Raw genomic sequence first — 21,479 nt, 5'->3', positions numbered from 1 at the left:
TGACAGCCCCGACCTCAACGCCGCATCGAAAGCATCCCGCACCGACTGCGGAACACCATGACTACCCAAATGACTCCAACGCCTCGGATGCATCGAACAACACCTCTCAAATCAGGTGTTGCAACGACCCCTTGAATCTGCCCGCGTGCGCGGCGCTCTGACTGCACAGTCGCGAGCCGCCGGCTGCTGGAAGGGCCGAAAATTTGGGCCAAGAAGTACGTGAGTGCAGTCGACGTGGTGCTCCGTCAGTCGTGATTGAACTCAGGGACGTCAGCAAGCCTGGAAAGGTACCTCGCTTCAATAATCGCGGCAGCACGTGGAACATTCGTGTCGGGATGCCCCACGCAGCTCACTTAGCCTCGAAACATGGGGGCGGCGTTGGCTATTGGGACGTGGATGACCGCGCTGTGCGTTTACGACCTCCGAGAACGCCGGCTGCCGAACTCGCTCACCTTGCCCGGCGCGGCGGTGATTCTGCTGGCGGCTGTCGTCCTCGGCCGGGGCCTCGCCGCGTTGGCCGGCGCCGCAGCGCTGTGCGCGCTCTACCTTCTGATCCATCTACTGAGCCCCAAGTCCATGGGCGGCGGTGACGTCAAACTCGCGCTCGGCCTCGGTGCGCTGACCGGGATGTGCGGCGCCGATGTCTGGGTGCTCGCCGCGATCGGGGCGCCGCTGCTGACTGCGGTCTGTGCGGTGGTCGTCCTACTGCGGCGGCATGACCGGACCGTCCCGCACGGCCCGTCGATGTGCCTGGCGAGCGCCGCGGCCGTCGCGCTCGGTACCTTTGCCTCACCATGACCACCCGCGCCGCCACCACCGCTGACCTGCCTGCGATCGCCGACATCTACGCGTACTACGTCCTGAACAGCGTGGCGTCGTTCGAGCTCGAGCCGCCCGCGACCGATGAATGGCAGGCGCGGTTCGCCAAGGTCACCGCCGCGGGCCTGCCGTTCCTGGTGGTCGAGCGCGAGGGCAGGGTCGCGGGGTACGCGTACTGCCTGCCCTGGAAATCCCGGCCGGCCTATCAGGGCACGGTGGAGGACTCGATCTACCTGGCGCCGTGGGCCACCGGACAGGGCGCCGGCCGAGAACTGCTGGGCGCGCTGCTGGATGGCGCCCGCGCCACGGGCGTGCGTCAGGTGATCGCGGTGATCGCCGACAGCGGCGACCCGTCGTCCATCGCGCTGCACAAGAAGCTGGGTTTCGACGAGGCCGGACGACTGCGGCAGGTCGGTCACAAGCACGGTCGCGACATCGACACCGTGCTGCTGCAATGCAGCCTGGGCTGACGGATTTCAGCCGGTAAAGGCCCTCATGGGACAATGGGACCCGTGTTGCGATGGACCACAGCAGGTGAATCTCACGGCCGCGCCCTGGTGGCCATGCTCGAAGGCATGGTGGCCGGTCTCTCGGTGACCTCGGACGACATCGCCACGCAGTTGCAGCGGCGTCGTCTCGGCTACGGCCGCGGTGCCCGGATGAAGTTCGAGAAGGACGAAGTCACGCTGCTCGGTGGCGTTCGGCACGGTCAGACGCTGGGTGGCCCGATCGCCATCCAGATCGGCAACACCGAATGGCCCAAGTGGGAGACCGTCATGGCCTCCGACCCGGTCGATCCGGAGGCGCTGGCCAACACCGCGCGCAACGAACCGCTGACCCGGCCCCGGCCCGGACACGCCGACTACGCCGGCATGCTCAAGTACGGCTTCGACGACGCCCGCCCGGTGCTCGAGCGCGCCAGCGCCCGCGAGACCGCGGCGCGCGTCGCGGCCGGCACCATCGCTCGCGCGTTCCTCAAGCAGGCCCTCGGCGTCGAGGTCGTCTCGCACGTCATCTCCATCGGCGCATCGAAGCCTTACGACGGCCCCGTCCCGCAGCCCGAGGATCTGGCGGCCATCGACGACAGCCCGGTGCGTGCCTTCGACAAGGCCGCCGAAGAATCGATGATCACCGAGATCGAGGCTGCCAAGAAGGACGGCGACACCCTCGGCGGTGTCGTCGAAGTGGTGGTCAGTGGACTGCCCGTCGGCCTCGGCTCGTTCATCAGCGGCGACAACCGGCTGGACAGCCAACTGGCCGCCGCCGTCATGGGCATCCAGGCCATCAAGGGCGTCGAGATCGGTGACGGCTTCGAGACCGCACGGCGCCGCGGCAGCGTCGCGCACGACGAGATCTACCCTGGCGCCGACGGCATCACCCGCTCCACCAACCGGGCCGGCGGTCTGGAAGGCGGCATGACCAACGGCCAGCCGCTGCGCGTCCGCGCCGCGATGAAGCCGATCTCGACGGTGCCGCGCGCGCTGGCGACCGTCGACATGGCCACCGGCGAAGAGGCCGTCGCCATCCACCAGCGCTCCGACGTGTGCGCTGTGCCCGCGGCCGGCGTGGTCGTCGAGGCCATGGTGGCGCTGGTGCTGGCCCGGGCCGCGCTGGACAAGTTCGGCGGCGACTCGCTGGCCGAGACCCGCGCCAACGTCGAGAACTACCTGCGTGCGGTGCATGAGCGCGAACCGCAGATGTCCGGATAGCTCGATGGCGCCCAAGGCTGTACTGGTCGGCATGCCCGGTTCGGGCAAGTCGACGATCGGTCGACGGTTGGCGAAGGCGCTGCAGGTGCCGATGCTCGACACCGACGCCAAGATCGTCGAAACCACCGGTCGCAGCATCGCCGACATCTTCGCCGAAGGTGAACCGGTGTTCCGCAAGATCGAGGCCGACGTGATCCGTGACGCGCTGGCCGAACACGACGGCGTCGTGTCGCTCGGCGGCGGTGCGGTGACCACTCCGGAGGTGCGCGAAGCGCTCGTCGGCCACACCGTCGTCTACCTGGAAATCAGTGCGGCAGAAGGTGTTCGGCGCACCGCGGGCGGCGGGCGTCCGCTACTGGCCGGCGACGACCCGGGCGCCAAGTACCGCGAGCTGATGGCGCAGCGCGTGCCGCTGTTCCGGCAGGTCGCCACGCTGCGCGTCAACACCAACCGACGCAATCCCGGCGCCGTGGTCCGCCACATCGTGCACCGGCTCGAGCAGCCGCGCTGTGACGAGCATTCCCGGCGCCGCCGCCGCTCGGCATGGCGCCGGCTGCCCACGGTCCTGAACCCCGGACCGACCACCGAGGCCCCGCCGAGCCCTGCGGCACTGGCAAAACGATTGAAAGGCTCGCAGTGTGACTGACGCTGTCGTCGACCCCGTAGTTGTGAATGTGAACGTCGACCGGCCCTACCCGGTGATCATCGGGACGGGGCTGCTCGGCGACCTCGGCCGTGTCCTGCAGGGTCGGCACCGCGTGGCGATCCTGCACCAGCCGGTACTGACGCAGACGGCCGAAGCGATCCGTAGTTACCTGGCGGACAACGGAATCGACGCGCACCGCATCGAAATCCCGGACGCCGAGGCGGGCAAGGAACTGCCCGTCGTCGGGTTCATCTGGGAAGTGTTGGGGCGCATCGGGATCGACCGCAAGGACGCCATCGTCAGCCTCGGCGGCGGTGCGGCGACCGACGTCGCCGGGTTCGCCGCCGCCACCTGGCTGCGCGGTGTGGACATCGTGCACGTGCCCACGACGCTGCTCGGCATGGTCGACGCCGCCGTCGGCGGCAAGACCGGCATCAACACCGACGCCGGCAAGAACCTCGTCGGCGCCTTCCACCAGCCGCTGGCCGTGCTGGTCGACCTCGCGACGCTGGACTCGTTGCCGCGCAACGAGATCATCGCCGGCATGGCCGAGATCGTGAAGGCCGGCTTCATCGCCGACCCGGTGATCCTGGACCTGATCGAGGCCGACCCGGAGGCCGCGCTGGACCCCGCCGGCACCGTGTTGCCCGAACTCATCCGCCGCGCCATCGCAGTCAAGGCCGAGGTGGTCGCCGCCGACGAGAAGGAGTCGGCGCTGCGCGAAATCCTCAACTACGGACACACTTTGGCGCACGCCATCGAGCGGCGCGAGCGCTACCAGTGGCGGCACGGCGCCGCCGTCTCGGTGGGCCTGGTGTTCGCCGCCGAGCTCGGCCGGCTTGCCGGACGTCTCGACGACGACACCGCTGACCGCCACCGCCGCGTGCTCACCGCCCTGGGTCTGCCGGTCAGCTACGACGCAGATGCCTTCCCGCAACTGCTGGAGTCGATGGCGGGGGACAAGAAGACCCGTTCGGGCGTGCTGCGCTTCGTGGTGCTCGACGGGCTCGCCAAGCCGGGCCGACTCGAAGGCCCGGACCCCTCGCTGCTGGCGGCCGCCTACTCGGTGGTGGCGAAGGACTGAGCCGCGCTCAGTAGACGGGATTGAAAAAGTCGGTGCCGCCGACGGGGCATTCGACCTTGGCTTTCCACGTCGTGCCGGTCTGAATACCCGGGAACCACAGGTTGTGGCTCTGGTTCGCCTGCAGCTGGAACGGCACCTTGTACACCGGCAGGGGCTTGACGGTCTGCCAGCCGAACCACGGCTCGGCGGAGTAGAAGCACAGGCCTTCGCTTCCGGTGGAGGTGATGTGGACCGTGACGCCCGCCGCGTCGCTTGCCGTATCGAGCGATGACGCGGCCTGCGCGGTTCCGGTTCCGAGGAACAGGACTGCCGGGGCGGCCAGGGCGGCGGCTGCCGCGCCGAGGGCGGCGGTGACGGACTTCTTGCGGTTCATGGGGTGCTCCTCTGTCGGGTTTGCGGCTCCGGTTGAGCCGCTCTCACAGGTAGGAGCAGTGAGGACGCGCGAGTCTTACAACTTTTTCGACAGAAAAAAATCGCGGCCGGTCCGAGGACTGGCCGCGATTCTCGTGTCCGAGTCTCAGGACTCGGGGTTGGTCTTGGGGCGGGTCTCGATGATCTCGGTTTCGCCTTCGGCACCTTCGGTGGGGACCGCAACGGCGACGGCAGCGAACACATCGGTGTCGGCGCGCTCGCCCTCACCGGCGTGGTCGTGCTTCGGGGCCGGCGGGGCCTTACGGTCGATCAGCCAACGGCCGAGAGAGACACCGCAGACGCCGCCCACGAAGACGATCAGGGCGGTGAACGCGGCGAACGTGGTGAGCTCGGCGGCCAGTGCGTCGACGTAGATGTTGTCGTAGAACTGGCCGATCAGCCACGCGAAGAAGCCGCTGACGACGCCGGCGAACAGACCGCCGACCAGCCACGCCATGGCCAGGTCCTCGCGGCGGTCGGGGTCGGGCTGCGCCTTCGCGTCGCTCTGGCCGTCGAGAACGCCCCAGACGAAGGCCGCGACGATGTACAGCACGACGAGCGTGACGCTGATGATCAGTGACTGTTTTTCCCAGGCCCCGATCATCGCGCCCTGCAGCAGTCGGACGATCACCATCAACGCCGCAAAGACGATTCCGCGCAGCAACCACTTACTCATGAGCAGACAGCGTAGCGAGTAGCGTCACATATCGTGACAATTTCCCACCGGCGCCACATTCTGCGTCGCCATCTGGCGGCCGCCGAGCTGGATGCGATCCTGGTAACCGACCTGGTCAACGTCCGTTATCTGTCCGGCTTCACCGGATCCAACGCGGCATTGCTGATTCCCAGTGAGCAGGACGGGGACGGGGAGACGTTTCTTCTCGCCACCGACGGGCGGTATCGGACGCAGGCGGCACAGCAGGCCCCTGACGCGCAGATCGTCATCGAGCGGGCGTGCGCGCCGCAGCTGGTGCGGGCCGCGGAGGCCGCCGGCGTGAAGCGGCTGGGCTTCGAAAGTCACGTCATGACCGTCGACGCCCACGCGGCGCTGCAGCGGGTCAGCGGCGACCTCGAACTGGTCCGGGCTCCGGGCATGGTCGAGGCGCTGCGTGAGGTCAAGGACGCCGGCGAGATCGCGATCCTGCGACTGGCCTGCGAGGCCGCCGATGCCGCGCTCAAAGACCTGATCGAATCGGGCGGGCTGCGGGCCGGCCGCACCGAGAAGGAGGTCGGCCGCGAACTGGAGGCGCGGATGCTGGACCACGGTGCCGACGGCCCGTCGTTCGAGACCATCGTCGCGACGGGCGCCAACTCGGCGATACCGCACCACCGGCCGACGGACGCGGTGCTGGCGGCCGGTGACTTCGTCAAGATCGACTTCGGCGCACTGGTCGCGGGCTACCACTCCGATATGACCCGAACGTTCGTGCTGTCGCCCGTGGCGCAGTGGCAGCGCGACATCTACGACCTGGTCGCGACGTCGCAGCGGGCGGGCCGGGAAGCCCTGGTGCCGGGCACGACGCTGTCGGCGGTGGACCGGGCATCGCGCCAGGTCATCGCCGATGCGGGCTATGGCGAACAGTTCTCTCACGGGCTCGGGCACGGCGTCGGGTTGCAGATTCACGAAGCGCCGGGAATCAACTCCGCCGCCGCCGGTACACTGCTTGCTGGCTCTGTGGTCACCGTGGAGCCCGGTGTCTACCTGCCCGGCCGGGGCGGCGTCCGAATCGAGGACACGCTGGTCGTGGGCAGCGACAAGACACCCACACCTGAGTTACTTACCCGGTTCCCCAAGGAACTGGCCATCCTCTGATGACAGAGAGCTAGGAGCAGTACCGACCGTGGCATCTACCGCCGACTTCAAGAATGGTCTCGTCCTCAACATCGAGGGCCAGCTGTGGCAGATCACCGAGTTCCAGCACGTCAAGCCCGGCAAGGGCCCGGCCTTCGTGCGCACCAAGCTCAAGAACGTGCTGTCGGGCAAGGTCGTCGACAAGACCTTCAACGCCGGTGTGAAGGTGGAGACCGCGACCGTCGACCGTCGGGACGCCACCTACCTGTACCGCGACGGCAGTGACTTCGTCTTCATGGACGCCGAGGACTTCGAGCAGCACCCGCTGCCCGAATCCCTCGTCGGCAACGCCGCCGGCTTCCTGCTGGAGAACCTGCAGGTGCAGATCGCGTTCCACAACGGCGCACCGCTGTACCTGGAACTGCCCGTCAGCATCGACATCGTCGTCGCGCACACCGAGCCGGGCCTGCAGGGCGACCGCTCGAACGCCGGCACCAAGCCCGCCACCCTCGAGACCGGCGCCGAGATCCAGGTCCCGCTGTTCATCAACATCGGCGACAAGCTCAAGGTGGACACCCGCGACAGCAGCTACATCAGTCGGGTCAATGCCTGACCGTCGCTCCGACAAGGGTCGGCACCAGGCGCGCAAGCGCGCCGTCGACCTGCTGTTCGAGGCCGAGGCCCGCGGGATCACCGCTGCCGAGGGCGCGAAGCTGCGCAACGCGATCGCCGACAGCGACCCCGAGGTCTCGGTCCTGAACCCGTACACGGTGACCGTCGCCAACGGCGTCACCGAGCACGCGGCGCACATCGACGACCTGATCTCGGCGCACCTGCAGGGGTGGACGCTCGATCGCCTGCCCGCGGTGGACCGGGCGATCCTGCGCGTCGCGGTGTGGGAGCTGCTGCACGCGACGGACGTGCCGGAACCGGTGGCCGTCGACGAGGCGGTCGAGCTGGCGAAGAGCCTGTCCACCGATGAATCGCCCGGCTTCGTCAACGGCGTCCTCGGCCAGGTGATGCTGGTGACGCCGCAGATCCGGGCGGCTGCGGCGGCGGTCCGGGGCGAATAGCCGTGGACGAGCCGCAGGACTGGGCGCCGTACTCGAGTGTCGAGGATGCGGCGAAGGTCTACCTGCGCGATCCGGAGCTGGCGCTCGAGCAGTTGCGGTCGGTTGTCGACTTCCGGTCCATCAAGTCCTTCATCATGTCGCGCGGCGCGTCCGAGGAGTCCTGGGGCGACGCCGTGTGGCAGGAGGTCGTCCTCACCGACGGCGAGCGGCTCATCATGTGGCGGGCCGACGATGACGCCAACGGTGACGACGAGCACCCGCGCCGGACGTTGGACACCTCGGTGCGGACCATCCTGTTGTCCACCATCACCGACCACATCCTGACGACCCAGTTCGAGGTACTGGCCGACGGCACCCGGCGCCTGGCCGAGGTGCGGCTGCGGATGTACACCCAGCTGATCACCCGTAGCCGGCAGAAGTCGGCCATCGATACCGATTTCTTCTGCGAGTCGTTCCGGTACACCAAATCCGTCGACGACGGTGGCCTGGCCCAGATGCAGCGGCTGCTGCAATTCGGCCGCGAACTTTCGCACGCCTTGTAGCCCGTCGTCCCGGACATCGGGAGCAATCGTGACCCACGTCTCAGTAACGCCGTTACAGTCGGATGATGGGAACCGAGCGAGTGATCGCCGAGGTCGGCGAAGACGGCCTGCACCTGCACGCCTGCAGCCTGTGTGAAGCCATGTGCGGCTTGGAGATTCAGGTGTCCGGCGGCAAGGTCGCCGGCATCCGGCCCAACAGGGCCGACGCCTGGAGCGCGGGCCACATCTGTCCGAAGGGCGCGTCCCTCGGCGCGCTGCACGAAGACCCCGACCGCATCCGCCGGCCGATGATCAAGATCGACGGGCAATGGCACGAGGTCGACTGGGACACCGCATTCCGCCGCTGCACCGAGCTGCTCGCTCCGATCATCGCAGAGCACGGCATCGGCGCGGTCGCGGCGTACACGGGAAACCCACTGGCGCATTCGTTTTCGCTGTCGCGGTATGCCGCGATCCTGCTGGGTCTGTCTGGTATGCCGATCACCTATTCGCCGGGCACCATCGATCAGTGGCCGAAAAACCTGTCGTCGCACCTGATGTACGGCAGCTGGTGGGCGTTCCCGACACCGGACGTGCAGCGCACCGACCTGCTGGTGGTGATGGGCGCCAACCCCGCGGCGTCGCAGGGCTCGTTGCTGGCTGCCCCCGACATCATGGGCATCATCGGCGGAATCCGTAAGCGCGGCAAGGTGATCGTCATCGACCCGGTGCGCACCCAGACCGCCGCCAAGGCCGACGAGTGGCTGCCGATCACGCCCGGCACCGATGCGGCGCTGCTGCTCGGCGTCATCCACGCGGTGTTCGACGAAGGGCTGGTCAACCTCGGCCAACTGGAGCAGCACCTCGACGGGGTGGGCGAGCTGTGCCGGGCCGTCGCCGACTGGTCGCCCGAAAGAGTCTGCGCCGCAACGGGTATCGATGCGGAACGGATCAGGGCGCTGGCGCGTGAGCTGGCCGGCACGCCCCGCGCCGTCGTCTACGGCCGGATCGGTACCTGCAACCAGGAATTCGGCAGCCTCGCGAGTTGGCTCATCGATGTCGTCAACATCGTCACCGGACACTTCGACGTCCCCGGCGGCACGATGTTCGCCACCCCGACCGCATGGACCGTCACCAGCCAGACCATCCCGGGACTGGAAGACGGGGCGCCCAACTTCGGCCGCTACCAGACCCGGGTCCGCGGGGCCAAGGAAGTGCTGGGACAGGTCCCGATCTCGTGCATGCTCGAGGAGATCACCACCCCGGGCGCGGGCCAGCTCAGAGCCCTCATCACCGTCGCGGGAAACCCCGTGCTGTCGACGCCGGGCGGCGACAAACTCGATGAGGCGCTGCCGCAGCTGGACGCGATGATCTCGGTCGACCTGTGGCTCAACGAGACCACCCGGCACACCGACGTCATCCTGCCCGGCCCCTCGGCTCTCGAGCAGGCGCACTCCGCGGACCTGCTCCTGGGTACGGCGATCAACAGCTTCGCGCGGTACTCGCCGCCGGTGTTCCACCGCGCGGACCCCACCGCACCGGAGGAGTGGGAGATCCTGATCCGGCTCACCGGGCTGTGCACCGGCACCCCGGCCGAGGACGTCGACGTCGCCGCGCTCGATGACGGCTGGTTCGACTACCTGTGCTTCACGCAGGGGCTCGACGGTGCCGAAATCCGGGCGAAGTACGACCACGGCGGCCCCGAGCGCATGCTCGACCTGACGCTCCGGACCGCGGCATTCGGCGACCGGTACGGCGAGAAGCCCGACGGGCTGACACTCGCGAAGCTCAAGGCCCATCCGGACGGCATCAACTACGGCCCGATGGTGCCGCGCGTGCCCGAGATTCTCGGTACCGCCGACAAGAAGATCCGCGTGGCCCCGCAGTACCTGCTCGACGACCTGCCGCGCCTGGCCGCGCGGCTCGAGCGTCCGGCCGACGAGCTCGTGCTGGTCAGCCGTCGGCATCTGCGGTCCAACAACTCCTGGCTGCACAACGTCGGCGCGCTGATGAAGGGCCGCGACCGCTGCACGCTGCTGATGCACAGCCGCGACGCCGCCGCGCGGGGCATCGCGGACGGTGACGACGCCGAAGTCGCCTCGGGCGCCGGGAAGATCGTCGTCCCCGTCGAGGTGACCGACGCCATCAAGCCGGGCGTGGTGTCCATGCCGCACGGCTGGGGGCACGGCCAACCCGGCACCCGCCTGGGCGTCGCCAACTCCGCGCCCGGGGTGAACACCAACATCCTGTCGCTACCGGATTTCCTCGATGAGCCGTCGGGCAACGGTGCGCTCAACGGGATTCCGGTGACGGTGTCTGCGGCGGGGAGCTAGTCGCGGTTTCCCTCGAATCCACGCGGGAGCAATGCAGACGACGACGAAGTGCAGGAGTTCAATCGCGACCGTGATCTGCCCTGATGATTGAACTCAGGGAACGCCAACGGCCCGAAAAAGTACCTGTCTTCAATCAGAGGTGGCTGCCTGTGCCTCGTAGTTGAAGCTACGTAATTCTCCGGCCCTACGGCGAGCGTGTGGCCTGGCGTGATGATTGCGGCGTGTCGCCACCGGTATCCGCCACGCTCGGCGTAGCGCCGCGCAGAGTCGGGCCCGCCCCTTTTGGATTCATCGAGATTCGAACTGCCACGCGTTCCCGAGGTGGCGTAATGGTGGTTGATTTCGGCATTTTCCCTGTTCACGGCCATGTCGAGGCGGCGTAATGCGGGTACTTTCGAACCACCCGATTCGGGGGTGCAGACCTGAGGGGCGCAGGTCCCTAGGTTCAACCGCATGCCCGAGTCCTCCCCGACGCCGCTGCGCCGGCGCGCCGACCGCGCCCGCCAGGTGGCCGACGTGCTGCGCCACCAGGTGCGCGACGGGGTCTACGCGGCGGGCCTGCCGGGTGAGGCCGAGCTGGTCGCCGAGTTCTCGGTATCCCGCAACACCGTGCGCGAGGCCCTGGCGATCCTCAAGGCCGAGGGGCTGATCGACCGGGGACCGCGCGTCGGCACCCACGTTGCGCAGCGCAAATACGATCACGGCCTGCACGCGCTTGTCGGGCTCAAGGAGACCTTCAAGGATTACGGTGACGTCCGCAACGAAGTGCGCGCGGTCACCCAGCTGCCGGCTCCCGCGGCCGTGGCGCGCCGGCTGCAGCTGACCCCCGGCGAGCCCGTCGTCTTCATCGAGCGGCTGCGCTACCTGGGCGACCTGCCGCTGAGCCTGGATCTGACGTACCTGGCACCCGACATCGGCGCCGCGGTGCTCGAACACTCGCTGGAGAGCAACGACGTGTTCGCGTTGATCGAGCAGGTCACCGGGCACCGGCTGGGCTCGGCGGACATTGCACTGGAAGCGGTTTCCGCCGATCCGCACACCGCGGCCACGCTGGACATCCCGGCCGGCGGCGCGATCCTGATGCTCGAACGGCTCACGACTCTCGACGACGGGCGTCCCGTCGACCTCGAATACATCCGACTGCGTGGTGACCGAATCACCATGCGCGGCAACCTGTTACGGAGTGAATCATGACGCTGGTCAACAACCAACGAGCCGATGTCCCGGTCACCATCGACGAGTCGCTGTGTATCGAGGGCTGCACGCTGTGCGTCGATGTCTGCCCGCTGGACTCGCTGGCCATCAACCCCGACAACGGCAAGGCCTACATGCACGTCGACGAATGTTGGTACTGCGGGCCATGCGCCGCGCGCTGCCCAAGCGGTGCCGTCTCCGTCAACATGCCCTACCTCATCCGCTAAGGACCTCAATGAACCCCACTCGCCTCGCTGCCCTGGCCGCGACCGTCGTCCTTGCCGCCACCGGCTGCTCGGTCGATTCGGCCGGCACGGACGACAACGCCGTCAACGTGGTCATCGGCTACCAGTCCAAGACCATCAACACCGTCACCGCGGGAACGTTGTTGCGCGCCCAGGGCTACCTGGAGCATCGCCTCGACGACATCGGCGCCAAGACCGGCAAGAAGTACCACGTCGAATGGCAGGACTACGACACCGGTGCACCGATCACCGCGCAGATGGTCGCCGAGAAGATCGACATCGGCTCGATGGGTGACTACCCCATGCTGATCAACGGATCGAAGACCCAGAGCAACGAACGCGCCAAGACCGAACTGGTGGCGGCCACGGGCTCCAGCCCGACCGGGTCGCTGAACATGGTTGTGGTGAGCCCGGATTCACCGGTGCAGTCGCTCAGCGAGCTGGCCGGACAGAAGGTGTCGGCCAGCGTCGGGTCGGCCGGTCACGGGACGCTCGTTCGGGCGCTGGGCAAGGAGGGGATCTCCGGCGTCGAGGTGCTCAACCAGCAGCCGCAGATCGGCGCGTCGGCGCTGGAATCGGGTCAGGTCAGGGCGCTTTCGCAGTTCGTCGCCTGGCCGGGTCTGCTGGTGTTCCAGAACAAGGCCCGCCTGCTGTACGACGGCGCCGAGCTGAACTACCCGACCTGGCACGGCGTCGTCGCCCGACGGGCCTACGCCGCAGCACATCCCGAGGTGCTCGACGCGTTCCTACAGGCACAGCTCGATGCCACCGACTTCCTCAACGCCAAACCTCTGGAGGCGGCAAAGATCGTCGCGCAGGGCAGCGGCCTGCCGCAGGAAGTCGTGTACCTGTACAACGGCCCTGGCGGCACCCGGTTCGACACCACACTGAAGCCGTCGCTCGTGGACGCACTGAAAGGTGATGTGCCGTACCTGAAGTCGATCGGTGACTTCGCCGACCTGGACGTCGCCAAGTTCGTCGAGGACGGACCGCTGCGCAAGGCCTTGTCGGAACGCGGCCGCGACTACAACGCCGAGGCCGCCCGCACTGCGAACCCGTCGGTCGTGCACGGTACCGACCCGGTGTGCAACATCCCGGTCGACTACCCCGCGCTGGCCGGTGAGCTGTGGCAGGACGGTTCGGACACCACGCAACCGGCGGCCAACCCGACGTGCCTGTTGAAGGCGATCCGGGCGGTGGAGGCCAAGGGCGCCAAGGTCCGCGCTGCCTACGTACCGGATGCCGAGCTCGGAACCCGTTGGCTGGCAGACAAATCCGTGTGGGTGCAGCAGGGTGCGGAGTTCGTGCCCTTCGACACCGACGCCGGCGCGCGCCGCTACCAGGCGGCCCATCCCGGTTCGTCGGTGGTGACCTACCAACAGGCGCTGGTGGGTGTGGCATGACAGCCATCGCCGCGGTGACCGCCGCGCCGGCGCGACCGGCCGAGACCGAGGTGTCGCGGCGCCAGGGGCCGGCCAAATGGCGCGGCTACGCCGTCAAGGCGCTGTCGGTCATTGCGGCCGTTGGCATCTGGCAGTTGCTGACGGCGGGCCACGTCCGGTTCTGGTTGCGGTTCGACAACCTGCCGACGGTGACCCAGATCGCCGCGAAGTTCATCGAGCGACTGGGCGCCACGCAGTACTGGCTCGACCTGACGCAGTCGGTGATCCGGATCGTCAGTGGCTTCGGGCTGGCGGCGGTGATCGGCGCTGCCGTCGGTATCGCGCTGGGCCGGTCGCGGCTGTTCGCCGACATCGTCGGCCCGCTGACAGAGTTGGCGCGCCCGATCCCGGCCATCGCCCTGGTGCCCGTCGCCATCCTGCTGTTCCCGACCGACGAGGCCGGCATCGTGTTCATCACGTTCCTGGCGGCGTTCTTCCCGATCATGGTCAGCACCCGGCACGCCGTGCGGGCCCTGCCGACGCTGTGGGAGGACTCGGTGCGGACCCTCGGCGGCAGCCGCTGGGATGTGTTGCGGCAGGTCGTGTTTCCGGGTGTCCTGCCCGGGCTGTTCGGCGGCCTGTCGGTCGGTATGGGTGTGGCGTGGATCTGTGTGGTGTCGGCGGAGATGATCTCCGGCCGGCTCGGCGTCGGCTACCGCACGTGGCAGGCCTACACGGTGCTGGACTACCCGAGCGTCTTCGTCGGCATCATCACCATCGGAGCGCTGGGGTTCGGCACCTCGGCCGCGGTGGAACTGATCGGCCGGCGGCTGACGCGCTGGCTGCCGCGTGGTGAGGAGAACGCACGATGACCGCTGTACTCACCTCCGGCCTGCGCCTGGAACTCGACCGAATCCGGCTGTCCTACACCGGCGAGCCGGTCGTGGACGGGCTGAGCCTGACGGTGCAGCCGGGGGAGATCCTGGTGCTGACCGGCCCGTCGGGTTGCGGCAAGTCGACGGTGCTGCGGGCGCTGGCCGGGCTGCTGAAGCCCGACGCCGGGCGGGTCCTGGCGGACGGCGAACCGGTGATCACCACGTCGCGTGACCGCGGCATGGTGTTCCAGGACAGCGCGCTGTTGCCCTGGCGCACAGTGCGATCCAACATCGAACTGGCACTGCAGCTGCGCGGCGTGCCGCGGGCCGGCCGGCGCGAGCGCGCCGACCGCTGGATCGACGAGGTCGGGCTCACCGGGTTCGCCGACTTCCTGCCGAAGAGCCTGTCCGGCGGCATGCGCCAGCGCGTCCAGCTGGCACGCGGCCTGGCCGGGGCGCCGCGGGCGGTCCTGATGGACGAGCCGTTCGGCGCCTTGGACGCCAAAACCCGGAATGCCATGCAGCACCTGCTGATCGACACCTGGCAGGCCCATCCCACCACCATCGTGTTCGTCACGCACGACGTCGACGAGGCCCTCGCCCTGGGCGACCGGGTGGCGGTCCTCGGCCGCGCCGGCCAGCCGCTGCGCGCGCTGCTGGACGTCCCGAGTCCTCGCGATGCCGATGTTCCCCGCACCGAGCTGCGGGCCGAAATCCTTGGAGCACTGCACCAATGAGCACTCTGGACATTCCAGACCTCGACAATCCCGTCCGTCTCGACTGTGACGTCCTGGTGATCGGCGGCGGCACCGCCGGCACCATGGCGGCCCTGACCGCCGCCGAGAGCGGCGCCCAGGTGCTACTGCTGGAGAAGGCGCACGTCCGCCACTCCGGTGCCCTGGCCATGGGCATGGACGGCGTCAACAACGCCGTCGTCCCGGGCAAGGCCACCCCGGAGGACTACGTCGCCGAGATCACCCGGGCCAACGACGGAATCGTCAACCAGCGCACCATCTACCAGACCGCGACGCGCGGTTTCGCCATGGTGCAGCGGCTCGAGCGCTACGGCGTGAAGTTCGAGAAGGACGAACACGGCGAATACGCCGTGCGCCGTGTGCACCGCTCCGGCTCGTACGTGCTGCCGATGCCCGAGGGCAAGGACGTCAAGAAGGCGCTGTACCGCGTGATGCGGCAGAAGGCCATCCGGGAGAAGCTGCGCATCGAGAACCGGCTGATGCCGGTTCGCGTTCTCACCGAGAACGGGCGCGCCGTCGGTGCGGCCGCATTCAACACGCGCACAGGCGAATTCGTCACGGTGGGGGCCAAGGCCGTCATCCTGGCGACCGGGGCCAGCGGCCGGCTCGGGCTGCCGGCCTCGGGGTACCTGTACGGCACGTACGAGAACCCGACCAACGCCGGTGACGGCTACTCCATGGCGTACCACGCGGGCGCCGAGCTCTCGGGCATCGAGTGCTTCCAGGTGAACCCGTTGATCAAGGACTACAACGGGCCCGCCTGCGCCTACGTCGCCAATCCTTTCGGCGGCTACCAGGTGAACGCGCTGGGGGAGCGGTTCGTCGACTCGGACTACTGGTCAGGCCAGATGATGGCCGAGGTCAAGAGCGAGATCGAATCGGCTCGCGGCCCGATCTACCTCAAGGTCACCCACCTGCCGGACGAGACCATCACCGCGATGGAGAACATCCTGCACACCACCGAGCGGCCGACCCGCGGTACCTTCCACGCCAACCGCGGCCACGACTACCGCACCCACGACATCGAGATGCACATCTCCGAGATCGGTTTGTGCAGTGGGCATTCCGCATCCGGGGTGTGGGTCGACGAACACGCCCGCACCACCGTGCCCGGCCTGTACGCGGCCGGTGACATGGCGTGCGTCCCGCACAACTACATGATCGGGGCGTTCGTCTACGGCGACCTGGCCGGTGAACACGCCGCGTCGACGCTGGCGGATGTCGAAGCGCCCGTGGACCTTCCGCAGGACCAGCTGGCCGAGGCCCACGAGCTGATCTACCGCCCGCTGCGGCATCCGGACGGCCCACCGCAGCCGCAGGTCGAGTACAAGCTGCGCCGCTTCGTGAACGACTATGTGGCCCCGCCCAAGACCGCGACCAAGTTGTCCATCGCGGTCCGCACGTTCGAGCGGATGGCCGAAGAGATCGAGCAGATGGGCGCCCGCACGCCGCACGAGCTGATGCGCACCGTCGAGGTGTCGTTCATCCGGGACTGCGCCGAGATGGCGGCCCGGTCGTCGCTCACGCGGACCGAATCACGGTGGGGGCTGTACCACGATCGCGCCGACATCCCCGAGCGCGACGACGAACAGTGGCGCTATCACCTGAACCTGCGCAAGGGCTCCGGCGGTGAGATGGAGTTCCTGAAGCGCCCGGTGGCACCGTATTTCGTGCCGGTGCCCGATCTGGACCACCTGCCGTCGGACCACGCTGTGCAGCATGTGCACCAGCCGGACCTGGTCGGCGGTAAGGCGCCGGCGACCGCGGCCTCGCGGCTGCGCCCGACCGAGCCGGTGACGCCACCGTCGCCGCGCATCGCCGCCGTGGTGGCGCTGGAGGAACCGACGCTCGCCGAGCTGACCGAATACCTGCAGGACGCCGACGCGGGAGTCCGGCGAGCTGCTGTCGCCGTGCTGGTGGAGAACCTGCCGGACGGCTACCAGCCGGACCTGGTCGCCGCGCTCGGTGACGCGGACGGCTCGGTGCGTGCGGAGAGTGCCGACGCCTTGCGGGAGCTGGTCGAGGTGCTGCCCGATCCAGCGGCGGTGACTCCGTACCTGCCCTCCGCCGACCCGATCGTGCGGGCCGTGACGCTGTACGTCCTGAGCTCGCGCCGTGTCGGTGCGGGCCCGGATTACCGTGCCGCGGTGACCGATCCCGATCACCGCGTACGTATCGAGGCGGTACGCGCCTTGGTGTCCGTCGATGACGTCAACGGGGTGGCCGCGGCCGCGGCCGACGACAACCGCGAGGTGCGGATTGCCGCGAGCAACGGGCTGGCCACGCTCCGGTCGGGCGCCGACACCGTGCGCCGGCTGCTGGCCGACCGCGACCCGCTGGTGCGTGCGGCAGCGCTCGCCGCGCTGGCCGCTGTCGGCTGCGCCGAGCAGGACGTGCCGGAAGTGCAACGGGCGCTGCGGGAATCAGCGTGGCAGATCCGCCAGGGGGCGGTGCGGGCACTGTCCGGCGCGGAACCGGCGGTCGCCGTCGAACCGCTGTCGCAGGCGCTGCACGACCCGCATCTGGATGTGCGCAAGGCCGCGGTGCTCAGCCTGACCCGGTGGGCCGATTCCGAGGAAGCCGCGCGGTCGGCGCTAGGTATCGCACTGGAAGACGGTGACGCCGACGTGCGGGCCTACGCGCGGCACGCGCTGACGACCTCCTGAATCCGGGCGAAAGGCCGCTCGGCCTCCAACAGGAAGGCCAGTTCGAGCAGCGTGCGCTCGTCCCCGTAGGCGGCAGACAGCTGGACGCCGACCGGTAGGCCGTCGGGTGAGCGGTGCAGCGGCAGCGAGATCGCCGGGGTGCCCGCGATGTTGTTGAGCGGGGTGTAGGCGACATACCGGCGCAGGCGGTCGATCAGATCGGGGAACTCGACCGTTGGCGCCAGGTAGCCGAGCCGCGGCGTGGTGTGCGACAGCACCGGCGACAGCACGACCTCGTGCCGGGCGAACATCTGCGCGTATTGATCGGCGATGCGTCGCAGACGTAGCAGGGCACCGGGCGTGCGGTGCAGGTTCCGCCGGTGGTGTGCCCGCAGCCCCAGGCTCAGGCCATCGGCCTTGGCAGCGTCGAACGACCGGTCCAGGATCAACCGGCCGGTGCCGACCGCGAGATCGGCCAGCAGCGCCCAGTATTGGACGAAGTCGTCGGCGAACTGGGCGGTGACCGGCAGCGTGATCGGCTCGACGATGTGGCCCGCGGCCTCGAGCACCGCCGCGGTGTCTTCGACGGCGGCGCGGGTGGCGTCGTCGACCGGCTCGCCCGTGACGCTGTCGAACAGCACGCCGACGCGGAGGATCCGTTGGGCCGGCCCGTTCACCCGCCCGATGGGCGCGAGTTTCGGATTGCGCCAATGGTTCTCGCACGCCGCGACGAACGCGGCGGTGTCGCGGACGCTGCGGGTCAGAACGCCCTCGGAGATCATGTTGATCGGCAGATGACTGGCCTGCTCGCCGTCGCGGTGCCGGCCCCGGCTGGGCTTCAGCCCGACCAGGCCCGCGCAGGCGGCGGGGATGCGGATGGAGCCGCCGCCGTCGTTGGCGTGTGCGATCGGCACGACGCCCGCGGCGACCAGGGCGGCCGATCCGCCCGACGAGGCACCGACGGAAAACTCTGTGTGCCACGGGTTCCGGACCGGCGGCTCGGTCATGTACTCCGTGGTGGCGTTGAAACCGAACTCGGGCATCCGGCTCTTGCCGAGCAGCGTCAGGCCCGTGCTGAGGAGCTGCGTCGCGTAGGCGCCGTCCTGCTTCGCGGGCCGGGCCCTGAACGCCTCCGAACCGTGCGTGGTCGGCAGGCCGGCGACGTCGGTGTTGTCCTTGATGAAGGTCGGGACACCGAAGAACTCGGCGTCCGGGCCGGTGCCGTGCCGCGGTGGCAGATCGCATGCCACCGCCCGCAGTTCGGGGTCGACGAGTTGTGCGCGGGCGATCGCCGCGGCGGCCAGTTCATCCGGGCTGACCTTCATGTCGCGCACCAGGCGGGCCAGCCCGACGGCGTCGTGGTCACCGAGCGCGTCGTCATCGAAGGCGTGGATCGTGGTCATGGGCGCCTCATTCTCCGAGTACTCGGTGTAGGTAGTCGTTGGCGAATGTTCTTCTGGGGTCCAGCTTCTCGCGGACGGCGAGGAAGTCGTCGAATCGCGGATAGCTGTCCCGCAGATCAGCCGCCGTGCGGTTGTGCATCTTGCCCCAGTGCGGACGCCCGTCGTGGCGGCGCATGATCTGCTCGACCGCGGCGAAGTACTCGGTCGGATCGTCACGCACGTATCGGTGCACCGCGATGTACGCGCTGCGGCGCCCGTACGCGGTGGACAACCAGTTCTCGTCGTCGGCGGCGGCGCGGACCTCGATGGGAAAGCTGATACGCCAACCGCGTTCGGCGATGAGGCTGCGGACCTCGTCGAAGGCGGCGCCCATCGACTCGTAGGGAACGGCGTACTCCATCTCGCGGAACCGCACGCGGCGGGGCGAGGTGAACACCCGGTCGGAGCGCTGGGTGTGTTCACGGTCGGACAGGAACCGGGTGACGGTGCGGTTCAGGGTGGGCACCGCAGCCGGCAGCGCGCTTCCGGCAGCACAGATCGCGCCCAGCACACCGTTCTCGAGCAGTTCCTCCTCGATCCACTGCGACACCCGGTTGGTGGACTCGAGCGGGGTGTAGGCGGGCAGCCGGATGTTGGCCTTGGTGAACGCGGTGTCGGTGTGCGGGAACCAGTAGAATTCGAAATGGTCTGTGTGCGTGCAGCGTTCGTCGAACGTCGCGACGACGTCGTCGACCGGCTCGACGCGTTCGATAGCGTGGATCGCGAAACCGGGCACGCACTGCAGCGTCACCTCGACGATGATCCCCAGCGCGCCCAGGCCGACGCGCGCCGCGGGCAGCCACTCGCTGCTCTGCTCCTCGTCGATGCGGACCAGCTCGCCGGTGCCCGAGACCAGGGTCAGCCCGACGACCTGGGTCGCCAGACCCCCGAAGGCCAGCCCCGTGCCGTGGGTGCCGGTCGAGATGGCGCCGGAGATGGTCTGGCGGTCGATGTCGCCCATGTTCTCGAGCGCGAGTCCGTGCCGTGCCAGTAGCCGCGTCAGTTGCCACAGCGGCGTTCCGCCGCCGACGGTGACCCGCTTGCGCTCGCGGTCGACGTCGAGCACCCCGGCCAGGGCACCCAGGTCCAACTGGATGTCGGGCGCGACGGCGATGCCGGTGAAGCTGTGCCCGGACCCGACGACCTTGATCAGCCTGCCGGTCGCCGTCGCGCGGATGACGGCGTCACACACTGCCTGAACGGTCGTGGGCCGCAACACTTCCGTCGGGTGCGCGGTCTCGCAGCGCCCCCAGTTGGTCCAGGTCACAGGAACGTCTTCCCCTCGCCTCGGTAGGTGGGCGCCGTGCCGACGGTCGTGCCGTCGTCGACCATGGCGAACGCGTCGACGTGCTCGCTGAGCTCACCGGCCTTGCAATGCCGGAACCACACGCGGTCGCCGACTTTCAGTGCCCCAGCGGCTTTTCCGGTGACCGGGGTCTGCACCTCGCCTGCCATCTCCGCGGGCAGCAGACTCAGCCCCGGCGGCCAGACCGGCAGTGGCACGCGGTCCCGGGCGGGCGGTCCGGAGGCGATCCAGCCGCCGCCCAGTACCGTCGCGATCTGCGGGGCCGGCTTGCGCACGACCGACAGCGCGAACGCGGCGGCCGGCGCCGGCGTGAAGCCGCGATAAGTGTCGAACAGGTGCGGACCGAAAAGTCCACTGCCGGCGGCGATCTCGGTGACCGCCGGGTCCGAGGCGGTGTATTCGAGCGATCCGGTGCCGCCCCCGTTGACGAATTCGAGGTCGGCCACCTGCCGTACCGCGGATACCGCGAGACCGCGGCGTTCGAGCAGCTCGTCCTTGGATCGTCGTTGCATCCACCGGATCAGTTGCGACCGTGCGGCCTGACCCCGGACATCGTCACCGACGCCGGCGATCTGGGCCTCGTAGGACATGAGGCCCACCAGCGTGAAACCACTGCGGGCGGCGACGGTCCTGGCCAGGGCACCGGCCTGCGCCGCGGTGTGGACGGGGGAGCGGCGCACCCCGAGGTGTCCCAGTACCGGCGCCTGCCAGGACGCGTCGAGGTCGAGGCAGACCCGCAGCGGCGGTCGCGTCGACGGCGCGGCGACGCTGTCGACCAGATCGAGCTGCGCCACGTCGTCGACCATGAGCGTCACGCGAGCCGCCAACTCCGGGGACGACGCCAGCTCGGCGATCGCGGTGCGGTCGGCCGTCGGGTAGCCGACGACGACGTCGTGCTGCGGCGGGTGCGCCTCGTCGCCGGTGGCCAGCCACAGTGCTTCGGGCAACGTGAACGCCAGTACGCCCGCGTAACCGTCGAGAGCCGTGACGGCGTCCAGGATGGTCCGCGACCGGACGGATTTGGCTGCCACCCGGATCGGTGTCCCGGCCGCGCGGCGGCGCATATCGTGCGCATTGCGGCGCAATGCGCCGAGGTCGATCGCGGCCAGCGGCGTTTCCAGATGCGCGGTCGCGTCGGTCAATGCCGGCCAATACGTCTCCGGAAGCGCCCACGACCCCTCAGCGGAAAGCGATTCCGACAGATCGACCGGCATTGACGACACCATGGTTCGGGAGCTAACCGCATG

General features: G+C 68.8%; 21 protein-coding genes. 16 read left to right on the top strand and 5 right to left on the bottom strand.

Going from position 1 to position 21,479, the window contains the following annotated elements; translation table 11 throughout:
* Positions 1 to 366: 366 nt before the first annotated feature.
* Genes ACJEIK_RS16020 through aroB form a run of 5 tightly spaced genes read left to right on the top strand, consistent with a single transcriptional unit; the run spans position 367 to position 4,258 of the window.
* Positions 367 to 798 (top strand): A24 family peptidase, encoded by a 432-nt coding sequence (locus ACJEIK_RS16020; RefSeq protein ID WP_061006690.1) that lies wholly within the window; start codon positions 367 to 369, stop codon positions 796 to 798.
* Complete coding sequence (locus tag ACJEIK_RS16015) at positions 795 to 1,289, top strand: GNAT family N-acetyltransferase (RefSeq protein WP_064857415.1); 495 nt, start codon at positions 795 to 797, stop codon at positions 1,287 to 1,289. The genes ACJEIK_RS16020 and ACJEIK_RS16015 overlap by 4 nt, the downstream gene beginning before the upstream one ends.
* Positions 1,290 to 1,331: 42 nt before the next feature.
* Positions 1,332 to 2,528, top strand: coding sequence for a chorismate synthase (aroC, locus tag ACJEIK_RS16010; RefSeq protein WP_064857416.1), 1,197 nt, complete (start codon positions 1,332 to 1,334; stop codon positions 2,526 to 2,528).
* A gap of 4 nt (positions 2,529 to 2,532) precedes the next feature.
* Positions 2,533 to 3,174 carry a shikimate kinase gene (locus tag ACJEIK_RS16005; RefSeq protein ID WP_061006688.1) on the top strand — a complete coding sequence of 214 codons (642 nt, stop codon included), beginning with the start codon at positions 2,533 to 2,535 and terminating at the stop codon, positions 3,172 to 3,174.
* Positions 3,167 to 4,258 (top strand): 3-dehydroquinate synthase, encoded by a 1,092-nt coding sequence (gene aroB / locus ACJEIK_RS16000; protein WP_061009501.1) that lies wholly within the window; start codon positions 3,167 to 3,169, stop codon positions 4,256 to 4,258. The genes ACJEIK_RS16005 and aroB overlap by 8 nt, the downstream gene beginning before the upstream one ends.
* Before the next feature lie 7 nt (positions 4,259 to 4,265).
* On the opposite strand, the gene ACJEIK_RS15995 is transcribed toward aroB, so the two are convergent.
* Together ACJEIK_RS15995 and ACJEIK_RS15990 are read right to left on the bottom strand one after the other, a co-directional pair.
* Entirely contained in the window at positions 4,266 to 4,631 is a 366-nt protein-coding gene (locus ACJEIK_RS15995; protein ID WP_064857414.1) for a hypothetical protein, read from the bottom strand.
* Positions 4,632 to 4,775: 144 nt separating this feature from the next.
* A complete protein-coding gene (locus ACJEIK_RS15990) occupies positions 4,776 to 5,345 on the bottom strand; it encodes a B-4DMT family transporter (RefSeq protein ID WP_064860682.1) in 570 nt (189 codons plus the stop codon).
* 33 nt (positions 5,346 to 5,378) lie between these two features.
* On the opposite strand from ACJEIK_RS15990, the gene ACJEIK_RS15985 reads away from it, so the two are divergent.
* From ACJEIK_RS15985 to ACJEIK_RS15935, 11 genes are all read left to right on the top strand, one after another.
* The gene (locus ACJEIK_RS15985) at positions 5,379 to 6,482 is read left to right on the top strand and encodes a M24 family metallopeptidase (protein WP_064860681.1); all 1,104 of its coding nucleotides are present in this window, start codon (positions 5,379 to 5,381) and stop codon (positions 6,480 to 6,482) included.
* Positions 6,483 to 6,510: 28 nt separating this feature from the next.
* The gene (gene efp, locus ACJEIK_RS15980) at positions 6,511 to 7,074 is read left to right on the top strand and encodes an elongation factor P (protein WP_064860680.1); all 564 of its coding nucleotides are present in this window, start codon (positions 6,511 to 6,513) and stop codon (positions 7,072 to 7,074) included.
* The gene (nusB, locus tag ACJEIK_RS15975) at positions 7,067 to 7,534 is read left to right on the top strand and encodes a transcription antitermination factor NusB (protein ID WP_064860679.1); all 468 of its coding nucleotides are present in this window, start codon (positions 7,067 to 7,069) and stop codon (positions 7,532 to 7,534) included. The genes efp and nusB overlap by 8 nt, the downstream gene beginning before the upstream one ends.
* 2 nt (positions 7,535 to 7,536) lie before the next feature.
* Positions 7,537 to 8,076, top strand: coding sequence for a hypothetical protein (locus tag ACJEIK_RS15970; protein WP_064860678.1), 540 nt, complete (start codon positions 7,537 to 7,539; stop codon positions 8,074 to 8,076).
* A gap of 65 nt (positions 8,077 to 8,141) precedes the next feature.
* Positions 8,142 to 10,388 (top strand): molybdopterin-dependent oxidoreductase, encoded by a 2,247-nt coding sequence (locus tag ACJEIK_RS15965; RefSeq protein ID WP_064860688.1) that lies wholly within the window; start codon positions 8,142 to 8,144, stop codon positions 10,386 to 10,388.
* 453 nt (positions 10,389 to 10,841) lie between these two features.
* Entirely contained in the window at positions 10,842 to 11,582 is a 741-nt protein-coding gene (locus ACJEIK_RS15960; RefSeq protein WP_061006679.1) for a GntR family transcriptional regulator, read from the top strand.
* Positions 11,579 to 11,809: a ferredoxin family protein gene (locus ACJEIK_RS15955; protein ID WP_064860677.1), complete on the top strand. Its 231-nt coding sequence runs from the start codon at positions 11,579 to 11,581 to the stop codon at positions 11,807 to 11,809. The genes ACJEIK_RS15960 and ACJEIK_RS15955 overlap by 4 nt, the downstream gene beginning before the upstream one ends.
* 8 nt (positions 11,810 to 11,817) lie before the next feature.
* Positions 11,818 to 13,230, top strand: coding sequence for an ABC transporter substrate-binding protein (locus tag ACJEIK_RS15950; protein ID WP_064860676.1), 1,413 nt, complete (start codon positions 11,818 to 11,820; stop codon positions 13,228 to 13,230).
* Positions 13,227 to 14,081 carry an ABC transporter permease gene (locus ACJEIK_RS15945; RefSeq protein WP_064860675.1) on the top strand — a complete coding sequence of 285 codons (855 nt, stop codon included), beginning with the start codon at positions 13,227 to 13,229 and terminating at the stop codon, positions 14,079 to 14,081. The genes ACJEIK_RS15950 and ACJEIK_RS15945 overlap by 4 nt, the downstream gene beginning before the upstream one ends.
* Positions 14,078 to 14,821, top strand: coding sequence for an ABC transporter ATP-binding protein (locus tag ACJEIK_RS15940; protein WP_064860674.1), 744 nt, complete (start codon positions 14,078 to 14,080; stop codon positions 14,819 to 14,821). Before ACJEIK_RS15945 ends, ACJEIK_RS15940 begins: the two co-directional genes overlap by 4 nt.
* Positions 14,818 to 17,505, top strand: coding sequence for a fumarate reductase/succinate dehydrogenase flavoprotein subunit (locus ACJEIK_RS15935; RefSeq protein ID WP_409429969.1), 2,688 nt, complete (start codon positions 14,818 to 14,820; stop codon positions 17,503 to 17,505). The genes ACJEIK_RS15940 and ACJEIK_RS15935 overlap by 4 nt, the downstream gene beginning before the upstream one ends.
* Here ACJEIK_RS15935 and ACJEIK_RS15930 read toward each other — a convergent pair.
* From ACJEIK_RS15930 to ACJEIK_RS15920, 3 genes are read right to left on the bottom strand one after another with little or no spacing between them, the layout of a single operon-like run.
* Positions 17,475 to 18,887, bottom strand: coding sequence for an amidase (locus ACJEIK_RS15930; RefSeq protein ID WP_064860673.1), 1,413 nt, complete (start codon positions 18,885 to 18,887; stop codon positions 17,475 to 17,477). The two genes, ACJEIK_RS15935 and ACJEIK_RS15930, sit on opposite strands and share 31 nt — an antisense overlap.
* A 7-nt stretch (positions 18,888 to 18,894) precedes the next feature.
* A complete protein-coding gene (locus tag ACJEIK_RS15925) occupies positions 18,895 to 20,193 on the bottom strand; it encodes a D-arabinono-1,4-lactone oxidase (RefSeq protein ID WP_061006670.1) in 1,299 nt (432 codons plus the stop codon).
* Positions 20,190 to 21,446, bottom strand: a complete 1,257-nt coding sequence (locus ACJEIK_RS15920; RefSeq protein ID WP_064860672.1) for an amino acid deaminase/aldolase — start codon at positions 21,444 to 21,446, stop codon at positions 20,190 to 20,192. The genes ACJEIK_RS15925 and ACJEIK_RS15920 overlap by 4 nt, the downstream gene beginning before the upstream one ends.
* Positions 21,447 to 21,479 lie beyond the last annotated feature (33 nt).

It is taken from the genome of Mycobacterium sp. SMC-16 (assembly GCF_046250085.1).
Classification (GTDB): domain Bacteria; phylum Actinomycetota; class Actinomycetes; order Mycobacteriales; family Mycobacteriaceae; genus Mycobacterium; species Mycobacterium phocaicum.
Note: the sequence above shows the minus strand (reverse complement) of the source record. Positions and strands in the feature narration are given on the sequence as shown.

Coding starts and splice junctions, on each gene's coding strand:
- ACJEIK_RS16020 (WP_061006690.1), top strand. CDS start 367: ATGGGGGCGGCGTTGGCTATTGGGACGTGGATGACCGCGCTGTGCGTT.
- ACJEIK_RS16015 (WP_064857415.1), top strand. CDS start 795: ATGACCACCCGCGCCGCCACCACCGCTGACCTGCCTGCGATCGCCGAC.
- ACJEIK_RS16005 (WP_061006688.1), top strand. CDS start 2,533: ATGGCGCCCAAGGCTGTACTGGTCGGCATGCCCGGTTCGGGCAAGTCG.
- ACJEIK_RS15995 (WP_064857414.1), bottom strand. CDS start 4,631: ATGAACCGCAAGAAGTCCGTCACCGCCGCCCTCGGCGCGGCAGCCGCC.
- ACJEIK_RS15990 (WP_064860682.1), bottom strand. CDS start 5,345: ATGAGTAAGTGGTTGCTGCGCGGAATCGTCTTTGCGGCGTTGATGGTG.
- nusB (WP_064860679.1), top strand. CDS start 7,067: ATGCCTGACCGTCGCTCCGACAAGGGTCGGCACCAGGCGCGCAAGCGC.
- ACJEIK_RS15965 (WP_064860688.1), top strand. CDS start 8,142: ATGGGAACCGAGCGAGTGATCGCCGAGGTCGGCGAAGACGGCCTGCAC.
- ACJEIK_RS15960 (WP_061006679.1), top strand. CDS start 10,842: ATGCCCGAGTCCTCCCCGACGCCGCTGCGCCGGCGCGCCGACCGCGCC.
- ACJEIK_RS15955 (WP_064860677.1), top strand. CDS start 11,579: ATGACGCTGGTCAACAACCAACGAGCCGATGTCCCGGTCACCATCGAC.
- ACJEIK_RS15950 (WP_064860676.1), top strand. CDS start 11,818: ATGAACCCCACTCGCCTCGCTGCCCTGGCCGCGACCGTCGTCCTTGCC.
- ACJEIK_RS15945 (WP_064860675.1), top strand. CDS start 13,227: ATGACAGCCATCGCCGCGGTGACCGCCGCGCCGGCGCGACCGGCCGAG.
- ACJEIK_RS15940 (WP_064860674.1), top strand. CDS start 14,078: ATGACCGCTGTACTCACCTCCGGCCTGCGCCTGGAACTCGACCGAATC.
- ACJEIK_RS15935 (WP_409429969.1), top strand. CDS start 14,818: ATGAGCACTCTGGACATTCCAGACCTCGACAATCCCGTCCGTCTCGAC.
- ACJEIK_RS15930 (WP_064860673.1), bottom strand. CDS start 18,887: ATGACCACGATCCACGCCTTCGATGACGACGCGCTCGGTGACCACGAC.
- ACJEIK_RS15920 (WP_064860672.1), bottom strand. CDS start 21,446: ATGCCGGTCGATCTGTCGGAATCGCTTTCCGCTGAGGGGTCGTGGGCG.